Annotated in this window: 14 protein-coding genes; 4 read left to right on the top strand and 10 right to left on the bottom strand. The window is 52.2% G+C overall.

The window, feature by feature from the left end; genetic code table 11:
• Window positions 1-86: 86 nt before the first annotated feature.
• A complete protein-coding gene (locus IX84_RS04145; RefSeq protein WP_044216798.1) occupies window positions 87-449 on the bottom strand; it encodes a transmembrane 220 family protein in 363 nt (120 codons plus the stop codon).
• A 62-nt stretch (window positions 450-511) separates the two neighbouring features.
• On the opposite strand from IX84_RS04145, the gene IX84_RS04140 reads away from it, so the two are divergent.
• The gene (locus tag IX84_RS04140) at window positions 512-2,932 is read left to right on the top strand and encodes a zinc-dependent metalloprotease (RefSeq protein ID WP_044216797.1); all 2,421 of its coding nucleotides are present in this window, start codon (window positions 512-514) and stop codon (window positions 2,930-2,932) included.
• Between the two features lie 4 nt (window positions 2,933-2,936).
• On the opposite strand, the gene pyrH is transcribed toward IX84_RS04140, so the two are convergent.
• The 7 genes from pyrH to IX84_RS04105 all read right to left on the bottom strand — a co-directional run bounded on the left by pyrH (window position 2,937) and on the right by IX84_RS04105 (window position 9,297).
• Window positions 2,937-3,653, bottom strand: a complete 717-nt coding sequence (pyrH, locus tag IX84_RS04135; RefSeq protein WP_044217266.1) for a UMP kinase — start codon at window positions 3,651-3,653, stop codon at window positions 2,937-2,939.
• A gap of 149 nt (window positions 3,654-3,802) precedes the next feature.
• On the bottom strand, window positions 3,803-4,636 hold the full coding sequence (gene tsf, locus IX84_RS04130) for a translation elongation factor Ts (protein ID WP_044216795.1): 834 nt from the start codon (window positions 4,634-4,636) through the stop codon (window positions 3,803-3,805).
• A gap of 51 nt (window positions 4,637-4,687) precedes the next feature.
• Window positions 4,688-5,413, bottom strand: coding sequence for a 30S ribosomal protein S2 (gene rpsB, locus IX84_RS04125; RefSeq protein ID WP_044216794.1), 726 nt, complete (start codon window positions 5,411-5,413; stop codon window positions 4,688-4,690).
• 75 nt (window positions 5,414-5,488) lie between these two features.
• Complete coding sequence (gene rpsI / locus IX84_RS04120) at window positions 5,489-5,875, bottom strand: 30S ribosomal protein S9 (RefSeq protein ID WP_044216793.1); 387 nt, start codon at window positions 5,873-5,875, stop codon at window positions 5,489-5,491.
• Window positions 5,876-5,905: 30 nt separating this feature from the next.
• Window positions 5,906-6,349, bottom strand: a complete 444-nt coding sequence (rplM, locus tag IX84_RS04115) for a 50S ribosomal protein L13 (RefSeq protein ID WP_044216792.1) — start codon at window positions 6,347-6,349, stop codon at window positions 5,906-5,908.
• 305 nt (window positions 6,350-6,654) lie between these two features.
• A complete protein-coding gene (locus IX84_RS04110; RefSeq protein WP_044216791.1) occupies window positions 6,655-7,746 on the bottom strand; it encodes an ATP-binding protein in 1,092 nt (363 codons plus the stop codon).
• 3 nt (window positions 7,747-7,749) lie between these two features.
• Window positions 7,750-9,297, bottom strand: a complete 1,548-nt coding sequence (locus IX84_RS04105; protein ID WP_044216790.1) for a DUF5691 domain-containing protein — start codon at window positions 9,295-9,297, stop codon at window positions 7,750-7,752.
• A gap of 343 nt (window positions 9,298-9,640) precedes the next feature.
• Here IX84_RS04105 and atpD point away from each other — a divergent pair, with 343 nt between their 5' ends.
• Both atpD and IX84_RS04095 read left to right on the top strand, forming a co-directional pair.
• Window positions 9,641-11,158 (top strand): F0F1 ATP synthase subunit beta, encoded by a 1,518-nt coding sequence (gene atpD / locus IX84_RS04100; protein WP_044216789.1) that lies wholly within the window; start codon window positions 9,641-9,643, stop codon window positions 11,156-11,158.
• 83 nt (window positions 11,159-11,241) lie between these two features.
• On the top strand, window positions 11,242-11,544 hold the full coding sequence (locus IX84_RS04095; protein WP_044216787.1) for a F0F1 ATP synthase subunit epsilon: 303 nt from the start codon (window positions 11,242-11,244) through the stop codon (window positions 11,542-11,544).
• A gap of 124 nt (window positions 11,545-11,668) precedes the next feature.
• Here IX84_RS04095 and IX84_RS04090 read toward each other — a convergent pair whose 3' ends face one another.
• Window positions 11,669-12,448 carry an anti-sigma factor gene (locus IX84_RS04090; RefSeq protein WP_044216785.1) on the bottom strand — a complete coding sequence of 260 codons (780 nt, stop codon included), beginning with the start codon at window positions 12,446-12,448 and terminating at the stop codon, window positions 11,669-11,671.
• Window positions 12,438-13,052, bottom strand: a complete 615-nt coding sequence (locus IX84_RS04085) for an RNA polymerase sigma factor (protein ID WP_044216783.1) — start codon at window positions 13,050-13,052, stop codon at window positions 12,438-12,440. Before IX84_RS04085 ends, IX84_RS04090 begins: the two co-directional genes overlap by 11 nt.
• Window positions 13,053-13,492: 440 nt before the next feature.
• Here IX84_RS04085 and IX84_RS32375 point away from each other — a divergent pair, with 440 nt between their 5' ends.
• Window positions 13,493-19,207, top strand: a complete 5,715-nt coding sequence (locus tag IX84_RS32375; RefSeq protein ID WP_044216781.1) for a CHRD domain-containing protein — start codon at window positions 13,493-13,495, stop codon at window positions 19,205-19,207.
• Window positions 19,208-19,258 lie beyond the last annotated feature (51 nt).

Raw genomic sequence — 19,258 nt, 5'->3', positions numbered from 1 at the left:
GCATTATGCTTGGGACCTGTGAATGCTCCAATTTACCCTTTTTCACGGATAGATGCATTCTAATTAGTAAAAATCATATATCATTGTTATGTCCAGCCTTTTCGGCCTCTGATGAGGTAGCCGCCAAACATCAGCGCACAAAGCATGAGCCCGAGAAATTCCCGGGTCAGCTCAATGTGGGGCTGTTCGGTCTTCATTTCTTCGGTAATGGAGGGAGCACCCATGGAAACCCAGTCCAGGAAAGCGGGGAACAATTGTATGCCCCAAATGGTAATGACTACGAGCCCCGCAATAGCGAGCCACCGGAAGGATTGCCGGAAAAAGGCAAGCAGGGCTACGGCACTGACACTCAGGTAAAGGGCAACCCAGCTCCAGGGATCCGGATCATTAAGCTGGAAATAGGCAAATAGCGCAAATAAAGCCGCTGCGATCAAATGGCCATATTTCATGTCAGAGGACTTTGGTTCTCCGTCAAGTTCTGAATTTTTCTCTACTTTTAAGAAAAAAGGCGATGAGAAAATACCTGCTGCCCGTTGTCCTGATGGGCTGGACTATGTTGCTGCATGCTCAACTACCCACAATTACGGAAAAGACAAAAGGGCTTCAGCCCGGGAGTGGTTTTTTTACCTATTACTACGATAAAGAGACCGGCAAAATCTGGCTGGAAGTGGAGCAACTGGGCGAAGAGGTACTTTATATCAACAGCCTGACCGCCGGGTTGGGTTCTAATGACATTGGTCTTGACCGCAACCAACTCGGGGATACAAGAGTGGTCCGGTTTATCCGGGAAGGGCGGAAGGTCTTGCTGCAGGAGCCCAACCTGAAGTTTCGTGCCCGTACTCAAAACCTCCCGGAGCGCCAATCTGTGGAAGAAGCATTTGCCCAGTCTGTGCTGTGGGGCTTTAAAGTCGAGGCGGAGGAAAATGGGAAAGTGCTGATTGACTGGACGCCCTTTCTGATACGCGATGCCCATGGTGTTGCAGAGCGTTTAAAGGAACACAAGCAAGGAGACTTTAAACTCGATGAGGAGCGCAGCATTCTCTGGCTGGACCGGACCAGAAGCTTCCCAGAGAATACGGAGTTCGAAGCCTTGCTTACTTTCACAGGTACACCTCACGGGCAGGAGCTCAAATCGGTTGCTCCTACGCCTGCTTCCTTTTCGGTACGCATGCACCATTCTCTTGTCCAATTGCCGGACGATGAATTCGAGCCACGTTCCTATGATCCGCGCTCGGGCTATTTTCCCCTGACTTTTCAGGACTACGCTGCTCCTATTGATGCGCCTCTGACGCAGCGGCTGATCTACCGGCACCGCTTAGAGAAAGCCAATCCGGAAGCCAAGCGCAGCCGGCCGGTAGAGCCTGTCATTTACTACCTTGATCCAGGAGTACCTGAGCCTATCCGGTCTGCACTGCTGGAAGGGGCCGGCTGGTGGAACGAAGCATTCGAGGCGGCAGGTTTTATTGATGCCTTCCAGGTCAAAGTTTTGCCGGAAGGGGCAGACCCTATGGATGTACGCTACAACATCATCAACTGGGTACACCGTAGCACCCGGGGCTGGTCCTATGGCACTACTGTAGCCGACCCACGCACCGGAGAAATCCTAAAAGGGCATGTACTTTTGGGGTCTCTCCGGGTACGGCAGGACTTCCTGATCGCGCAGGGGCTGGTAGAAGCCTACGAGGCCGGAGAAGTAGCTGACCCAAGGCTAAAGGAAATGGCCCTGGCCCGGCTCAGGCAGCTTTCTGCCCACGAAGTAGGGCATACGCTTGGGCTGGCGCATAATTTTGCTGCGAGTATGAAGAACCGTGCCTCAGTGATGGATTATCCGCACCCGCTCTTACAATTGGGGCAAGATGGGGCTGTTGATTTCTCAAAAGCCTACGATACGGGCATCGGTGACTGGGACAAACTGGCGATCCGGTACGGGTATACGGAGTTCTCAAAAGAAACAAATGTTAAGGAGGCCCTTAATACCATTCTGATGGAGGGTGTTGAAGCAGGGCTGCACTACATTTCAGACGATGGCGCGCGGTCGGACGGCACAGCTCATCCACTGGCTCATTTGTGGGATAATGGTACTTCCGCACCACAGGAGCTCAACCGCATTATGGATTTACGGCGGGAGGCCCTGAGCCGCTTTGGGGAGGCAAACATTCCGGAGGGGCAGCCTATGTCCACGCTGGAACGGGTACTGACGCCACTTTATTTGTCGCATCGGTATCAGGTAGCAGCCTGTAGTAAGCTTTTGGGCGGATATTACTACACCTATGCACTTCGGGGAGACGGTCAGCCGGTTATCCGCCCTGTGCCGGAGCCGGAACAAAGTGCCGCCATGACCGCACTATTAAGAACGGTAAAGCCAAGTGAGCTGATTATACCGGCTGAGATTCTCGGTCTGATACCTCCACAGCCGATGGGGTACAGCCGGGGAAGAGAATATTTTGAGCCTTATACCGGTACTGTTTTTGATCCTATGGCAGCCGCAGCATCCGCAATTGATTATACCCTTGGCCTGATGCTGCACCCACAGCGGCTTGCCCGGATGGTCAATCAGGAGGCACAGGGTGACTTGCAGAGCATTCACCTTGACCGTTTCGTTGAAGCCTTGTGGAAAACGATGGACGACGCTTACACCTCGTCAGAACGCGCTATTTCAAGGGTAGGTCAAAAGCGGCTCATGTTGCACTTATTGAGATTAGCAGGGGATGACCAAGTTGCGCCGCAGGTGGCAGGTGCCGCCCGCTATCAGGTTGATGCTTTCGAGCGGGGCTTTGAAAAGCAGCTGTCTGACCGGCCCGAACGGGAAGAACGGGCTCACCTAAGCTATATGTTGGGTGAGATACAGAAATTTCGGGAGGCGCCATCGGCATATCAATTGCCCAAGGCACCACGATTGCCGGATGGCTCGCCTATAGGGTGCGGGCAGTAGCGGCCTACCCCTCAACAAGAGTGCCAATAGGCTTGCCCTCTACGATATCCTTGAGGTTGCTTTTGGTATTGATGTCGAATACGATGATCGGCAGGTTGTTCTCCCGGCAAAGGGTAAAGGCAGTCATATCCATCACACTCAGCCCCATGCTGATTACCTTGGCGAAAGTGAGGTTGTCAAATTTGGTGGCGGTGGCGTCCTTTTCCGGGTCGGCGTTATAGATACCATCCACACGTGTGCCTTTCAGAATGACGTCTGCATTGATTTCATTGGCGCGCAGTGCGGCTGCAGAATCCGTGGTAAAATAAGGACTGCCTGTACCGGCAGAAAAGATCACGACCCTGCCTTTTTCGAGGTGGCGGATAGCCCGGCGGCGGATGTAGGGCTCAGCAATCTGCTTCATTTCAATAGCAGAAATCAACCGGGTGTAAACACCCACCGTTTCCAGGGCGCTTTGGAGCGCCATGCCATTAATTACAGTCGCCATCATGCCCATGTAGTCCCCTTGCACCCGCTCAATGCCTGACTCATTGGCCTGTAGCCCACGGTAGATGTTGCCGCCACCGATAACGATCGCAACCTGCACGCCCAGCTCAAGGAGTTCTTTTACCTGCTCAGCGTAGTGCGAAAGCATTTTGGAATCAATACCGAAGCCCTGATCGCCCATCAGGGACTCCCCGCTCAATTTGAGCAGAATTCTGTTATACTTGAGCTGTGCCATATTTCCCAGTTGTTTGAGGTTGAAGCTTAAAGTCGCAGCAAACTGCTGTAATCCTACGAAGGCCTGATACGCATGGTGCATAGCAGACCTTTGCGGGCCAATGATATAAAAAAAGGCGGATTAGATAACTAATCCGCCTTTCGAAAATTTTATCCGAGGGTTACATGCTTAAAGTCTGTAACCGTCAGTTCCTTATCAAACTTCTTCAGGAAGGAAGCCACAGTTTCGTTGCTGTCCTTAACAAACTGCTGATTCAGCAGGGTGTTTTCCTTGAAGAATTTGTTGAGCTTACCCATAGCGATCTTCTCGATAATTTGCTCAGGCTTGCCTTCCTGGCGCGCCTGCTCCTTACCAATTTCGATCTCCTTGTCGATGATAGACTGGTCGACGCCATCCTTATCTACTGCAACCGGCTTCATGGCAGCTACCTGCATAGCTACGTCGCGGCCACCATCGTAGATGTCATCGCTTGCTTTGTTCATGCCTACAAGAACAGCAGCTTTGTTGCCCATGTGGATGTACGGGCTAATCATAGTTGCTTCCAGTTTTTCGTAGGTATCAAGTTCAATCTTCTCATTGATCTTACCAACCAGCTCGGTAACGCGATCGCCCAGAGAAAGACCATTCATGTCAACCTTGAGCAGGTCTTCCAGTGTATCAGGGAAATGCTGCAGTGCCAGTTCGGCAGCTTTGTTGGTGAAGCCGATGAACTCGTCGCCTTTAGCTACGAAGTCAGTTTCACAGCTCAGCTTAACGATAACACCTTTGGTCTTATCATCAGAAACCAGGGCAACAACAACGCCTTCGTTGGCATCACGGTCTGCACGCTTGGCAGATACCTTTTGGCCTTTCTTACGAAGTACCTCGACGGCTTTTTCGAAATCGCCTTCAGCCTCTTTAAGCGCTTTTTTGCAGTCCATCATACCTGCGCCGGTCATTTCGCGCAGTTTTTTGACATCGGCAGCAGAAATGTTTGCACTCATTATATCTTGTATTGTAATGGTGTGGTAATAAAATCCAGGAACCGCGGCAGCTTAGCCTTTCGCAGTTGCTTCCTTTTCTGATTTGACAGACTCTCTGTCTTTCAGGCCCTGACGGATGCACTCCGCCATGTAGTTGGTGATGATGGCAATCGACTTGGATGCATCATCATTGGCAGGGATAGCATAATCAACCTGAGAAGGATCAGAGTTGGTGTCCACCATACCGAAAGTTTTCAGTCCCAGCTTGTGCGACTCTGCTACAGCGATATGCTCGTGGTGGATATCCACGATGAATACCGCAGAAGGCAGGCGGTTCAGGTTTGCGATACCACCGAGTACGCGCTCCAGCTTGTTGCGCTCGCGGGTCAGGGTAAGGCGCTCCTTCTTGGTTACATTATCCAGTGTACCATCCTGGAACATGCGGTCGATGTTGTTCATCTTCTTGATCGAACGGCGGATCGTGGAGAAGTTGGTCATCATACCACCAAGCCAGCGGTCAGTCACGAAAGGCATGCCGACTTCGCGCGCTGCATTGGCAACGATTTCGCGGGCCTGCTTCTTGGTCGCAACGAACATGATCTTCTTACCAGACTTCGCCATTTGGCGGGCGGCATTACCAGCGCGCTCCAGGCTATCCAGGGTGCGGTTCAGGTCAATGATGTGAATCCCTTTGCGCTCCATGAAGATATTAGGTGCCATCTTGGGGTTCCACTTTCTCTTGAGGTGGCCAAAGTGCACACCTGCATCCAACAAATCTTTATAGGTGGGCTTTTCCATTTTCTTTTTGCTAAAGTTTGAATTTGGAAGCGAGCCGTACGCAGACAGCCCGCCACGAATACTGAATAACGAAAATTAACGCTTGCTGAACTGGAAGCTCTTACGTGCCTTAGGCTTACCGTACTTCTTACGTTCAACAACGCGGGAGTCACGGGTAAGATACTTTTTGTCCTTCAGCGGCTTGCGGAAGTCTTCGTTCAGTTTGACGAGCGCACGGGCGATGCCCATACGAATCGCTTCGGCCTGACCTTTGTAGCCACCGCCATTTACGTTGATCTTCAGGTCGTAGATGTTCTCCACTTCTACGGTCTGAAAAGGATCCGTAAGGTTATATTGGATGTGATTTTGAGGGAAGTACTCTTTGTAGTCCTTACCGTTGATAACGATTTTGCCTTCACCTTTCTTGAGGTAAACACGGGCTACAGACGCTTTTCTTCTCCCAATGGCATTGATCATTTCCATATTTATCGAGATTGTCCTGCTTTTTTAAAATTAAAGTTCCAGTTTTTCCGGCTTCTGTGCCTCGTGTGGGTGCTCAGCGCCTTCATAAACGAAAAGCTTCTTGAACATCGCACGGCCCAGGCGGTTCTTGGGCAGCATGCCACGTACGGCAGCTTCCACTATACCAATTGGCTTCTTGTCCAGCATTTCCTTAGCTGTGCGGGACTTCTGGCCGCCGGGGTAACCGGAGTAGCGCTGGTATTCCTTTTGGTCCAGCTTATTGCCGGTAAACCGGACTTTGCCTGCGTTGACAACAATGACGTAATCGCCCGTATCTACGTGTGGCGTGTAGGAAGGCTTATGCTTCCCACGGAGAACAGAAGCAATTTTGGTACACATACGGCCAACCACTTCGCCTTCAGCGTCGATGATGTGCCACTTGCGTTCTACTGTCTCTTTTTTTGCAGATTGCGTTTTATAACTTAGCGTATCCACTTTTCAAATAATTTAATTGTTGATCAATAGAAAATCAGGAGGAAATGGAGCGATGCGAGCGAAGTTATGCACCTTCTTTTTGCACCTGTTTTTCTTAATTGTTTCGCCTTGATCGGGCTGCCTCTGAAAAGGCAGGTGCAAAGGTAGCGCTCTTTAATCCAATAAACAAGGCTTTTGATAAAAAAATCGCAAAGGTGCTTTTGTAAGTGCCTGAAAAACAGTCTAAATATCGCACGGAAATTTCAAAGGGGATATTGAAAGAGCATATTGAATATCCGAAAATCGGGCACTTTAGGTATCATTTTCTATTTTCCCAACAGCCCTCTGCTTGCCTCGTACAAGTTTCCCCAGCCCTTGCGTTCCTTTACGACCGTCTCCAGGTACTCTTCCCATGCGGCCAGGTCCTGCACCGGGTCTTTAACAATTGCACCCAGCAAACTGCCGGCAATGTCCTCCGCCCGGATTTCCCCTTCGCCAAAATGCACAGCCAGCGCCTGCCCGCTATTGATGACCGATATAGCTTCCGCTGTGCTCAGTGTGCTGGAGGGGACTTTGAGCTTGCGCCGGCTGTCTTCGGTTTTGCCATTGCGCAGCTCCCGGAAGATGGTGACCAGGCGCCTGATTTCCTCTACCGGGGCCGCTTGTGGCGGTAATTCGAGGGTGCTGCCGATTTGCGCTACCCGTTGCCGGACGATTTCTACTTCCTCTTCCAGGGTGGCCGGCAGGGGCATGCTTACTGTATTAAAACGGCGGCGCAAGGCACTGGATAGCTCGTTAACGCCCCGGTCGCGGTCGTTGGCTGTGGCAATCAGGTTGAAGCCCCGCTGTGCCCGTACCTCTGAGTTGAGTTCCGGAATGGGCAGCGCCTTTTCGGATAAGATAGTAATAAGCGCATCCTGCACATCGCTGGGGATGCGGGTCAGTTCCTCCACCCGGGCAATACGGCCTTCCTGCATAGCTACCATAACCGGGCTGGGTACCATGGCTTTTTCTGAAGGGCCCTCAGACAGCAGGCGGGCGTAATTCCAGCCATAGCGCAGGGATTCCTCTGCCATGCCGGCGGTGCCCTGTACCAGGCGTTTGGAGTTGCCACTGATCGCTGCGGCCAGGTGCTCGGATACCCAGGTTTTAGCAGTACCCGGGATGCCCGTGAGCAGCAGCGCCCGGTCGGTGGCCAGGGTAGCTACCGCAACTTCGATCAGGCGGCGGTTGCCAAAATACTTCGGCGAAATTCTGGTGCCATCTTCCAGCTCTCCACCCATGAGGTAGATCATCACCGCCCAGGGCGAAAGGTTCCAGTTGGTAGGGCGGGGGCGGTCGTCGGCAGCTTGCAGGGCTTTGAGCTCCTCAGCGTAGGCGTCTTCAGCTTGTAGTCGGATAGCAGCGTTGGCAGACATATATTATGGTGTTTTCTTGTTGTGATTTTTGCCGGGTGGGTTCAACACTTCGTTCAGGTCTTTGCGGAAAGCCAGCGTTTTCAGCAATCGGTCAATATCGCCTTCCCAGTTGCCCCAGATGGGAGTTCGTTGGTTCCAGCCGGCCCGGAAGGCAGGCAGGATATCCACCGGTGCCAGATAGGCCGCTACCCGGAGGATGCGCTTGTAGTGCCACATATTCCAGTAGACCGACTGCGCAGCGTTGAGCCAGTCCCTGAAGTTTTGGAGTACCTGCCGGGCCACGCGGCTTTCCCACTTATGCACGCCCAAACATAGCAATTGTCCGGCAAAACTGCGCTCCTCGATATAGCCTTGATGCTGCTTTAGGTGTTGGCTCATGATTTCGTTAAAAAGGGGGTCCGGCAAAGCGGCCATAAGCTGCTTGCCCAGGGCGCTGTTCCAACGCACTTCGTTATCCGTGCGCCACCAATGCCGGAGCAGCGCTTCTATCCAGCGGTGGTCCTGATGCAGGAGAGCGGCATTCGCAATAGCATCGGTAAGGAGCTGATGCTGATTGGCCCGGGCGAAAAGGCGCAGGGCATCGAGGGTGGATTTTCTAAAATATGCTTCCCAGCGCTTGGGCGGCACCTTTGACAGGATGTCGTAAGCATAGCCGGCCCTTTCGCCACCGGTGTATTTGTGCTTTTTGCTGCTGTACAGCCCCAGCTTTTTAAAAGCGGATATGGGCTTCGGGGGCGCATGCAGATCCAGGCGGCCATCTTTATGCAGGGTAAGCCAGGTGGCAGCTTCCTTATATAAGGTGTCTTGTAAAGGAGTATCCGGGATTTTGAGCAGCAACTGTGCTGCCGATTGCCGCACTTCCTTCCGGCTGTCGGACAATTGGGCTTCCAGAAACGGTTGGTCTGATGCGTTCAATCCGGTGTCCAGGATGCTAATCAGTTCCTTTTTTTCAGTCGGAGTCAACCCTTCCCAGCAAGTGGTTAACCAGGATGTCGCCTGCTCCGGTTGTTCAAAGCGCAGTCGCCGCAGCATCTGCACCCGATCGGCCTGCGTTTCCTTTTGCCAGTCTGCTACGGGGGGGCGCTCCGCGATCGAGCTCCAGTCCGGGTTAAGCCGGAGGAGCTCAAAGTCTGCCGGTTGGAGGACTGGGCGGAGGGCATACCAGAAGTCTGGTTTCTTAGCGGCTTTGTAAAGCAAGGCAGGCAGGTGCTCAGGGGGCAGGGGCAGATTGGCCTGATGCAGGAGCTGCAACGCTTCAGGCAGGGCTTCCCGGAAGTTGCCGCGGACGATATGTTCCATCTGTCGTGCTGCCTGCGGTGGCGCAGCAGCCTGTTTGCCTTGTAGCAGAGGAGCAGTAGGTGCTTCCAAGTGCTGCAGCGGGAAGCCTGCCCGGCGAAGTTGATGGTACAGGGCAGCACCTTCAAGCACCACCGCTTCCGGTGCCTGCGTGGCCTGTATCCCGACCTGCTCCAAGGCTTTTAAGACTTCCGGTGGCAGCTGTCCGCGTTCTGTGCCCAAAAGGGCTAATTTTGAAAGGGCTTCCCAGATCATAGTATCAAGAATAAGCAATCCGGGAGAATTGTTGGACATAATGAACAGAAAAATATCACAGCCTCCCCGCGGCCTGAAGCCATTGTCTCCTTAGCGATTTGCCTAATCGTGGTGTATAGCAGCGTTGTTCGGGGAAATAAAATACCGGAACAGGAGCAGAAGGGGGTGCAATATTTCCCGGTCTCTCCGGAAGCCCGGTGCCGGGGTTTAAGTCAAGGGGCTGATTTATTAGGCTTTAGGTAAGATAAGGGCAGGGAATTGCTTTTGATTATCAACCCAAAAGCCTAAATTTGTGCCGATTTTTAAAAGATACTCTAGTTTTCAACTAAATACACGCACTGATATGGCAAACATCGGTCATGTGAAGCAAGTTATCGGCCCGGTAGTAGACGTAAGTTTTTCTGCTGAGGGTTCGAAACTCCCCGAAATTAATAATGCACTGAAGATCGACCGTCCCAACGGAGAAATTTTGGTGATGGAAGTTCAGCAGCACCTCGGTGAAGACAGCGTTCGTGCTATTGCTATGGATGCAACAGACGGGCTGGTTCGCGGAATGGAAGTACAGGACACCGGCGAAGCAATTGCTATGCCTGTAGGCCCTGGCATCAAAGGTCGTCTCTTCAACGTGGTCGGTACGCCAATCGATGGTATTGGTGAAGTAGCCAACCAAACCGGTTCGGCTTCAATCCACCGTAAGCCACCTGTATACGAAGACCTTTCCGTGGAGAAAGAAGTACTCTACACTGGTATTAAGGTGATCGACCTGATCGAGCCTTACCTGAAGGGTGGAAAAATTGGCCTCTTCGGTGGTGCAGGTGTAGGTAAAACCGTACTCATTCAGGAGCTGATCAACAACATCGCGAAGGGATACGATGGTATCTCTGTATTCGCAGGTGTTGGTGAACGTACCCGTGAGGGTAACGACCTGATGCGGGAAATGCTCGAAGCGGGCATTATCAAGTACGGCGAGCACTTCATGGAGTCTATGGAAAATGGCGGCTGGGACCTCAGTGCTGTGGATATGAAAGACCTGGAAGACTCTAAGGCGACTTTCGTATTCGGTCAGATGAATGAGCCTCCCGGGGCACGTGCCCGTGTGGCACTCTCCGGCCTGACAATTGCAGAGTACTTCCGCGATGGTGATATGAAAGACCCAATGGGCGGTCGTGATATCCTCTTCTTTATCGATAATATCTTCCGCTTTACGCAGGCAGGTTCTGAGGTGTCGGCACTGCTTGGCCGTATGCCTTCAGCGGTGGGATATCAGCCAACCCTGGCTACGGAGATGGGCCTGATGCAGGAGCGGATTACTTCCACCAAGCGTGGTTCTATTACCTCCGTACAGGCGGTATACGTACCTGCGGATGACTTGACAGACCCCGCACCGGCTACAACTTTCGCTCACCTTGATGCAACAACGGTACTGAGCCGTAAGATTGCGTCCCTCGGTATCTACCCTGCAGTGGATCCGCTCGATTCAACATCACGTATCCTCGATCCGGCTATCATCGGTGATGAGCACTACAATACCGCTCAGCGCGTCATGAATATCCTGCAGCGCTACAATGAGCTTCAGGACATCATCGCCATCCTTGGTATGGAGGAATTGTCTGATGAAGACAAGCAGGTGGTACACCGTGCCCGCCGCGTACAGCGTTTCCTTTCTCAGCCATTCCACGTAGCAGAGCAGTTTACCGGCCTGCCAGGTGTATTGGTACCTATTGAGGAGACCATCCGCGGCTTTAACATGATCATCGATGGTGAAGTGGACGAATATCCGGAAGCCGCCTTCAACCTGAAAGGCAACATCGACGAGGTAATTGAAGCAGGTAAGAAGATGCTGGCAGAGGTAGAAGCTTAATCTCTTTACCTCCCACATCCTGAAACGATTGTATTAGGTGCCGGAAGCCTGCCTTCCGGTACCGCCTTATAAACTAAGTCATTATGAATATTACGGTACTGACTCCGGACCGGAAGATTTTTTCAGGTGCGATCTCTTCAGTTAAAGTGCCTGGCACGGATGGTGAATTTCAGGTGCTGAAAAACCACGCGCCAATTGTATCTTCTCTGGATGCGGGCTACATTACCATCACTACAGAAAGTGGGGAATACCGTTTCTTCAATGAAGAGACCGGCGCACTGGAAACGGCAAGCGAAGCCGGGCGCAAGATCCGTTACGCCATCAAAGGCGGCTTCGTGGAAGTACTGAATAATGAAGTGTCTCTGCTCGTCACCGGGCTTAGCTAAGGCACGGTCAAGGATGACTATTCTATTAGCCGCCTGAGCTAATACCATGTTTGCCATAAAACTGAAGGGGAATAAGTCCGGCATTGGATTTATTCCCCTTCTTTGTTTAGGCAGGTTCGTCCCTTTAAATCTCTCCAATTACGTACATCTGCTCCAGGGTAGGCGTTTCGCTGCCGCCGCGGGGCTCAAGGGTGACCGCATAAGCCTGGGCATTTTCCACGTAGGCTACCGGCTGAAGCCCTGAGGTATCAGTATTGACTTCAAAAACGCCCATGCTGACCGGCGCCCCGTCTACAATAGCCCAAAGCTGGTATTGCTGATCAGAAGGCGGCACAGGCAGGCTGCCCACATCAATTAGGGAAGCCCCGGATGCCGGATTGTAAAAAACCGAGGCAATAGCTTCCGGTGAAAGGTCGGTACCGTTCATACGGGTATTGCGGGTATCGGGGTTGCGCAGGAACTCCAGTTCTGCCTGCAGGCGGTCGTTAGTAGCCTGCACGCTGTCGCAGCTGCTTTCAATAGTATTGATTTCCTCCGACAGTGCTGCAATCGTTGCTGTGCTTTCCTGGTTTTGCTGATAGGCGTAAAGCCAGCCCAGGGCCGCTGCAAAAAACAATACCCAGGCTATCGCCAAAAGGGTACGGCTGCTGCGCGGGCCTTTCAGCTGAGCCTGCGTGCCCCGCTCATCGAGGGTTTGGAGAATAGTGGACAGCACACCGGGCGGTGGCGTTTGCCCGTGCAGCAGGGCATACTCCTCTAATGCCAGTTCGATGGCTTCAATTTCTTCCTTGATTTCCGGGTATTGCGCTGCATTCTGCTCCACCTCCGCCATTTCTTCCGGCGTGAGCTTGCCGAGCACATATTGCTCAAGAATACCAGACGCTATGTATGCTTTAGGATCCAAAATATCGCTTTATCGTTTCGAACATGGTGATGAAAATAGCCGACAAAAAGCCCTCATTGCCCAGGACTTGCCGTAGGACCTGAATCGCTTTTCTCGACCGTGACTTGACTGTGCCCAGGGGAATGTCGAGCGCATCGCTCACTTCCCGTTGGGTATAGTCCTTAAAATATAGGAGTTCGATAAGAACCCGGGTCTTGTCATCCATTTTGCTAACGACTTTCCGTAAGCCCGGGTCGGAGGTGTTCAGCTCTTCGCTGAGTGAATCACTATTATATACGGAGTCGGGGATCGTTTCAGTTCGATTTCCTTTCTTAAATTGACTGGAGCGGATTTTGTCGATTGCCAAATTGCGGCAAATACGCACCATCCAGGTAAAGAGCCGCCCCTTGTCGGCATCGTATTTTGAAAAGTTGTCCCATATTTTTAAAAAACTATCCTGAAGCGTTTCTTCAGCCACTTCTTCTGACTGTACAATGCGGAGAATGATATTGTACAGGGCAGGTGAGTAATGCTCGTACAATAATGTAATTCCCCGCTGTTGTTTTTTGGAAAGCAAATCGATGATTTCCGTTTCCAGTGCAGTTCTGGGTTTTGGTTTTGGCATAATGCGTCGAATGGACTAATAAATGTTGTGCTTTCCAAATTCGAACAATGAGGAGTGCTTTTCGTTGCACCGCAAAGCAATCAAAATCTATGGAAATTGATCTTCGAAATAACAGTTTTCTGACAACGAAAGCTTCGTAGTTCCATTTCGGTTTCTGAAAGTTTTTGAAAGATAAAGAAAAAAGATGGATCTGTTTTAATCCGCTTCCCGATGTACTTCCGTAAGTAAAAGCAAAACGGAAACATTAGCATTCCAGGAAAGCCTGATCAGTCACTAAACAAACTCAGGCTCGTACGCAACTGATGCGTAGTCTTACAAGCAAGAAACAAAAAACAAGGCTGGTTTTGGGAATTAGCGCTGCTTTCGGTCCTTCCGAAGCCTTTCAATGCTATGTCTCGCTCAGCCAATCATCAATTATTAAAATTCAACGACATTCATTTATGAAGATCAGAGATTACTTAATTCTATTGCTCATCTTTTGCAGCCTGCCATTTGCAGGTAGTGCGCAGATGACATTTACCGCCGAACTCAGTGGGCGCAACGAAGCCACTCCGGTAGTAAGTCGCGCTTTTGGCGAAATAACTGCCATATTGGACGGCAATGAGCTGTCTGTATCAGGCAGCTTTACCGGGCTGGAAGGCAACTTCGACGTCACGGTGGCGGGCGGTTCTCACATTCACACCGGTTATGCCGGAGAGAATGGAGGGATTACCTTCGAGCTAAGCCCCAATCTTGGTATCCTGCTTAAGAGCGGTACGTTTGAAGCCACCTCCAATACCTTTACGCTGTCTGCCGAAGAAATGGATGCCCTGATGGAACGCCGGATGTATGTGAATATCCATACGACTCTTTATCCCGGTGGAGAAATCCGTGGACAGCTTTTACCAGAAGGTAACAATTACTTGATCAACCTTTCCGGTAGCAATGAGGTGCCTTCTGTCTCTACCGATGGTCACGGTGCCCTCGCCCTTGATGTAGTGAACGATCAACTAACCGTTACCGGTAGTTTTGCGGATCTGGAAGGCGATTTTGATGCCTCAGTACTGGGAGGCGCACATCTGCATCTTGCCCTGCCAGGGCAAAACGGAGATGTAGACATTCAGCTGAATGCCACGACTAATCCTGATTTGAAAGGAGGCGTTTTCACCGCTGCAGATAATACGTTCGGGCTGGAGCAGAGCCAGATCGAAGCGCTGGAAAACCGCCTTTATTATGCCAACATCCATACGACAGCCTACGGTGCAGGCGAACTTCGGGGGCAGGTCGCCTCCACAGCGGCTTCAACCGTCCTGAGGGCACACCTTTCCGGCAGCAATGAGCAGCCGGGGGTAACGAGCTATGCAACGGGCGTGGTGCAGGCAGAAGTCATTGAAGACAGCCTGATTGTCTACGGTAGTTTTACTGGCCTGGAAAGTGAAGTGGCCACCGATATCGCTGGTGGTGCCCATATTCATACCGGTCTGGCTGGTGAAAATGGGCCCGTCACCTTTGCGCTGACAAGTGACCTGGAAAGCAACATGACCGAGGGTACATTTGAGGCGGCAAGCAACCGGTTTGCCCTTACACCAGATGACCTGACCGCCATTTACGACCGCGGCTTTTACGTCAATATTCACTCCGTTGATCAGCAAGCCGGCGAAATCCGCGGGCAACTGTTGCCTGAAGCGCCGGTATACCTCACTGCTGTCCTCGGCGGTGGGTTTGAAGCCCCTCCGGTCACGACCCGCGCCTTCGGTGCAGTGAAAGCCGAACTCCGGGGCAATATGCTTACCGTATCAGGTTCCTTTAGTGAGCTGAGCAGTGCCGTCGATGTAAGTATCGTCGGTGGTGCCCACCTGCATGTGGGGCTGCCGGGCGAAAACGGTCCGGTGGAATTCCCACTTGCCATTGACCTCAACGATGACCTCAACGGTGGTACATTCGACCCCGTTGATAATACCTTTGAACTGACAGAAGAACAGGTCATGGCTGTCATGAACCGGTCTTATTACGTCAATATCCATACTTTAACTAATGGTGGCGGAGAACTGCGCGGGCAGCTACTTGGCGAAGCGCGCTATTATATGAATGCAGCTTTGTCAGGAACAAGTGAGGTGCCTGCTGTAAATACGCCCGCCACCGGTCAGGTACTGATGGAGGTTCGATCTGATGATATTATCAGTGTCGGCTCTTTTTCCGGGCTTTCCTCTCCCTTTGATGCTGCTGTAGCGGGTGGCGCACACTTGCACAGCGCACTAGCCGGAAGCAATGGAGGCATAGAAGAAAACCTGTCTTCAGATATTGCCGGAGATGGGCTGAGTGGCACTTTCCCGGCTGCTGATAACGTCGTGCCTTCCACGGAGGCACTGCGGTCAAGCCTGCGCAACCGCGGGCTATATGTGAATATACACACAGAGGACTTTCAAAGCGGTGAGTTGCGCGGACAGACCTTACCTTTCGCCACGGCTTATTTCACCACATCACTGGACGCTTTCAATGAAGTGCCGGTAGCTATAAGCCCTGCCGTTGGTGGCCTTAAACTGGAGCTCAACGGTGACCAACTGACTGTAACCGGCGCGTTTAGTGGCCTTACTGATGAATTTGATCCGAACATTGGCGGAGGCGCGCACCTGCACCTTGGCGCTCCGGGCGAAAACGGAGGGGTTGATATTGTGATCAACGCAACTCCGGCTTCCGACAACTTGTCTGGTACCTTTACCGCCGATAACAACACCTTCACGCTTACAGAAGAGCAAACCGTAGACCTTATCGCCGGAAATTACTACGCCAATATCCACACGATGGCATACCCCGGTGGCGAACTGCGCGGGCAGATCCTCCAACAGAGCAACTTTTTCCCGGTCTCCGCCCCTATGATCAACTTCCCACCCGATGGGCTTGACTTCCTGCTGGAAGGTGGTGCAACGACGGATTTCTCGGCCACCTGGAGTGCGGCTACTGATGATAGTCCGCTCGCCTATGTGTGGCAGTTGTCTACGGATGCAGACTTTGAAGATATTGTCTTCCAGGAAAATGTAGGCAATAACACCGAATTCGTAACAGATTTTGAAACGGTGGATGGTCTTTTAGGCAGCCTTGGCGTAGACGTAGGCACAGAGGTCACGGTCTACCACCGGGCGGTAGCCACGGACGGTGCCGTAGCTACAGCGGGTGCGGCTTCTGCTGTCAACATTACGCGTGGAGAAGTAATGGAAGACCTCTTTGAAGCCACGCTTTCAGGGCATAATGAGGCACTGCCCATTCTAAGCACAGCAACAGGCTTTGTCTCTGCCTCCCTGTCTGGCAACGAACTGACCGTCTCCGGTGGTTTCGAAGGCCTGAGCAGTAAGATTGCAGAAGAAATTGCAGGTGGTGCCCACCTGCATGCCGGTTTTGCCGGTGAGAATGGACCGGTACTTTATCCGCTAAATATTGAAGTCAGCACGGATTCACTCAGTGGAGCATTCCTTTCTGACGACAACGTCTTCACCTTGAGTGATGAAGAAGTAGCCATGTTGCGTAACAGAGAAATGTACGTCAATATCCACTCTGATAACTTCGGTGGCGGTGAACTTCGTGGTCAGCTCACGCCGGTATCTGAAGCCATTTATACCATGTCCCTCCTGGGTAGCAATGAAGTACCATCAGCCGTGACATCTGGTCAGGGCGCACTGGTGCTGGAAGTAGCAAATGGCGAACTGACGGTCAGTGGTGCCTTCTCTGGTTTGGAGAGTGATTTTGACGCAGATGTAGCCGGCGGTGCTCACTTGCATATTGGACAAGCGGGTGAAAATGGAGGGATTGAAATTATACTCAATGCCGATACGGACCCTGAACTAAGAAGTGGCGTCTTCCGCGCGGAGGACAATACCTTTACCCTAACTGATGATCAGCGGGAACTGCTGAATAACCGGTCCCTGTATGCCAATATCCATACGGCAGACTTTCCGGCAGGTGAGCTGCGCGGTCAACTTGCAGGTACGCCAAGAGCGGTCTTCCGTGCGCACCTGTCTGGTGCCAATGAAGCTCCTGCCGTTACGAGTATGGCAGGTGGTGCCGTAGTCGCGGAATTGATGAACGATACGACCATTGTGGTATCCGGTACCTTCTCCGGACTGGAAAGCGCATTGAATACGGATATTGCCGGTGGCGCTCATATCCACATGGGCTTGCCGGGTGAGAATGGCGATGTCATTTTCCCGCTCAACGTTACTGATGAGGGCGGAAATGCAGGCCGTTTCCTGCCATCCGAAAATACCTTTACCATTAACGCTGATCAGTTGGAAGCTATGATAAGTCGTGGCTTGTATGTCAACATCCATTCTGTAGATCAGCCAGCGGGTGAAATCCGCGGACAATTGATGCTGGAAAGCCAAACGGTATTTACCGGCTATTTGTCAGGTATTTTTGAAGTACCGGAAGCGGCTACTGAAGCCCTTGGTGCAGTACAGGCAGAATTGTCCGGTAACCGGATGACCCTTGCAGGTACCTTCGCCGGGCTGAGCAGCCCTGTAGCTACCGATATTGCCGGCGGTGCACATATCCATGCCGGTTATGCCGGACAGACGGGTGATGTCGTGATTCCATTGGCTGTTGATCTGGATAGTGATAACCTTGGAGGCACTTTTGCAGCTATGCCCAATACCTATCAGCTGGAAGAAGATCAGATCGAACTGATGAAAGACCGCGGTCTGTATGTCAATATTCACAGTACCGATATTCAGTCGGGTGAATTGCGCGCCCAGGTGCTGCCCGAAGCCCGGACTTACTTCTATGCGCCCCTGAGTGGTGCCAGTGAGGTGCCGGCTGTCAATACAGAAGCAGTAGGTGCGCTTGCACTGGAAGTCAACCCCGGACGGATTACCGCAACGGGTAGCTTCAACGCCCTGTCGAGCATGCTGGAAACCGATATTGCCGGTGGCGCGCACATCCATTTGGGTTACGCCGGTGAAAATGGTGGTGTTCAAAATGTACTGGATGTACTGGCTGACGCCAATGGCACCAACGGCATCTTCCCCGCCGCCGACAACACCATTGCGGCAAGCGAAGGCTGGATAGACACTTTGCGCATGCGCCAGTACTACGTGAACGTACACTCGATGGATTTCCCATCGGGCGAAGTGCGTGGCCAGCTGCTACCCTTGTCTACCACCTACTTCACCAGCAGCCTGAGTGGCTTCAATGAAGTACAGCCGATCGGATCAGAAGCAGTGGGCGGCATTAAGGCCGAACTGACCGGCGAGATCCTGACGCTAACCGGTGCCTTTTCCGGACTGGAAAGCCCATTCGATGAGAATGTAGCCGGTGGTGCACACCTCCACCTCGGTGGCCCGGGTATGAATGGAGATGTTGACCTTGGGCTGATGCCTACGATAGATGCCGATCAAACAAGTGGAGCATTTACTGCTGCCGATAACACCTACGCCCTCACAGCAGAACAGGTGGAAGCAATCCGCAGTGGCAGCTACTATGTGAATATCCACACTGAGGAGCAACCCGCCGGAGAACTCCGCGGGCAGGTACTTCCGGAAATCAACCGCTTCCCATCGGATGAAGCAGAGATTACAGCTCCCATGGACGGTGCCGCACTGACCATTGAGGGCGATCCGGAAACGCCCTTTGCAGCCACCTGGTCTGAAGCAAGCGACCGCGATGACCTGGTGTATATTTGGCAGCTCGCTTCAGAGGAGGACTTTACCGAAGTGCTCGTACAGCAAAACGTGGGCGCGGAGCAAACCTTTGAGACCACCTTTGGCGTGGTGGACCAAATACTGGAAGATGGCGGCATTGCCATTAACCAAACCGTAACGCTGTACCACCGTGCAGTAGCCTCAGATGGTAGTGTAGCCACCCCGGGCGGCTTCTCAACTGTAGAAGTGACCCGTGGGATGATTACTTCCACATTGGATGTGGCCGCAGCCGGTTTGGGCTTGAAAGCTTTCCCAACGGTTACCCGCAATAATCTGACCGTAGAAATGAGCAGTCAGCAAACCCGGAAAGGTCAGCTGATGGTGCATAACGGCAACGGGCAGGCGGTAAGCATTGTGCCTGTAGAGCTGTCTTCCGGTACTACAACTGAGCAGCTTGACGTCCGGCAGATGCCTGCGGGCACCTACTTCCTGCGCCTCATCGTAGAAGGGCAGCAAGTCGCAACCCGTCGGTTCATCGTCGAATAAAGGCGCTTAATTAGTTAATGGAGAATTGATCAGAGCCGGTAGTGCACGTCA

Source organism: Phaeodactylibacter xiamenensis, assembly GCF_000759025.1.
GTDB classification, from domain to species: Bacteria; Bacteroidota; Bacteroidia; order Chitinophagales; family Saprospiraceae; genus Phaeodactylibacter; species Phaeodactylibacter xiamenensis.
This window is presented reverse-complemented; position numbering and strand designations above follow the sequence as displayed.

Excerpts from the sequence above, each read along its gene's own strand:
- IX84_RS04145 (WP_044216798.1), bottom strand. The coding sequence starts at position 449 with ATGAAATATGGCCATTTGATCGCAGCGGCTTTATTTGCGCTATTTGCC.
- IX84_RS04140 (WP_044216797.1), top strand. The coding sequence starts at position 512 with ATGAGAAAATACCTGCTGCCCGTTGTCCTGATGGGCTGGACTATGTTG.
- pyrH (WP_044217266.1), bottom strand. The coding sequence starts at position 3,653 with ATGGCACAGCTCAAGTATAACAGAATTCTGCTCAAATTGAGCGGGGAG.
- tsf (WP_044216795.1), bottom strand. The coding sequence starts at position 4,636 with ATGAGTGCAAACATTTCTGCTGCCGATGTCAAAAAACTGCGCGAAATG.
- rpsB (WP_044216794.1), bottom strand. The coding sequence starts at position 5,413 with ATGGAAAAGCCCACCTATAAAGATTTGTTGGATGCAGGTGTGCACTTT.
- rpsI (WP_044216793.1), bottom strand. The coding sequence starts at position 5,875 with ATGGAAATGATCAATGCCATTGGGAGAAGAAAAGCGTCTGTAGCCCGT.
- IX84_RS04110 (WP_044216791.1), bottom strand. The coding sequence starts at position 7,746 with ATGTCTGCCAACGCTGCTATCCGACTACAAGCTGAAGACGCCTACGCT.
- IX84_RS04105 (WP_044216790.1), bottom strand. The coding sequence starts at position 9,297 with ATGATCTGGGAAGCCCTTTCAAAATTAGCCCTTTTGGGCACAGAACGC.
- atpD (WP_044216789.1), top strand. The coding sequence starts at position 9,641 with ATGGCAAACATCGGTCATGTGAAGCAAGTTATCGGCCCGGTAGTAGAC.
- IX84_RS04095 (WP_044216787.1), top strand. The coding sequence starts at position 11,242 with ATGAATATTACGGTACTGACTCCGGACCGGAAGATTTTTTCAGGTGCG.
- IX84_RS04085 (WP_044216783.1), bottom strand. The coding sequence starts at position 13,052 with ATGCCAAAACCAAAACCCAGAACTGCACTGGAAACGGAAATCATCGAT.
- IX84_RS32375 (WP_044216781.1), top strand. The coding sequence starts at position 13,493 with ATGAAGATCAGAGATTACTTAATTCTATTGCTCATCTTTTGCAGCCTG.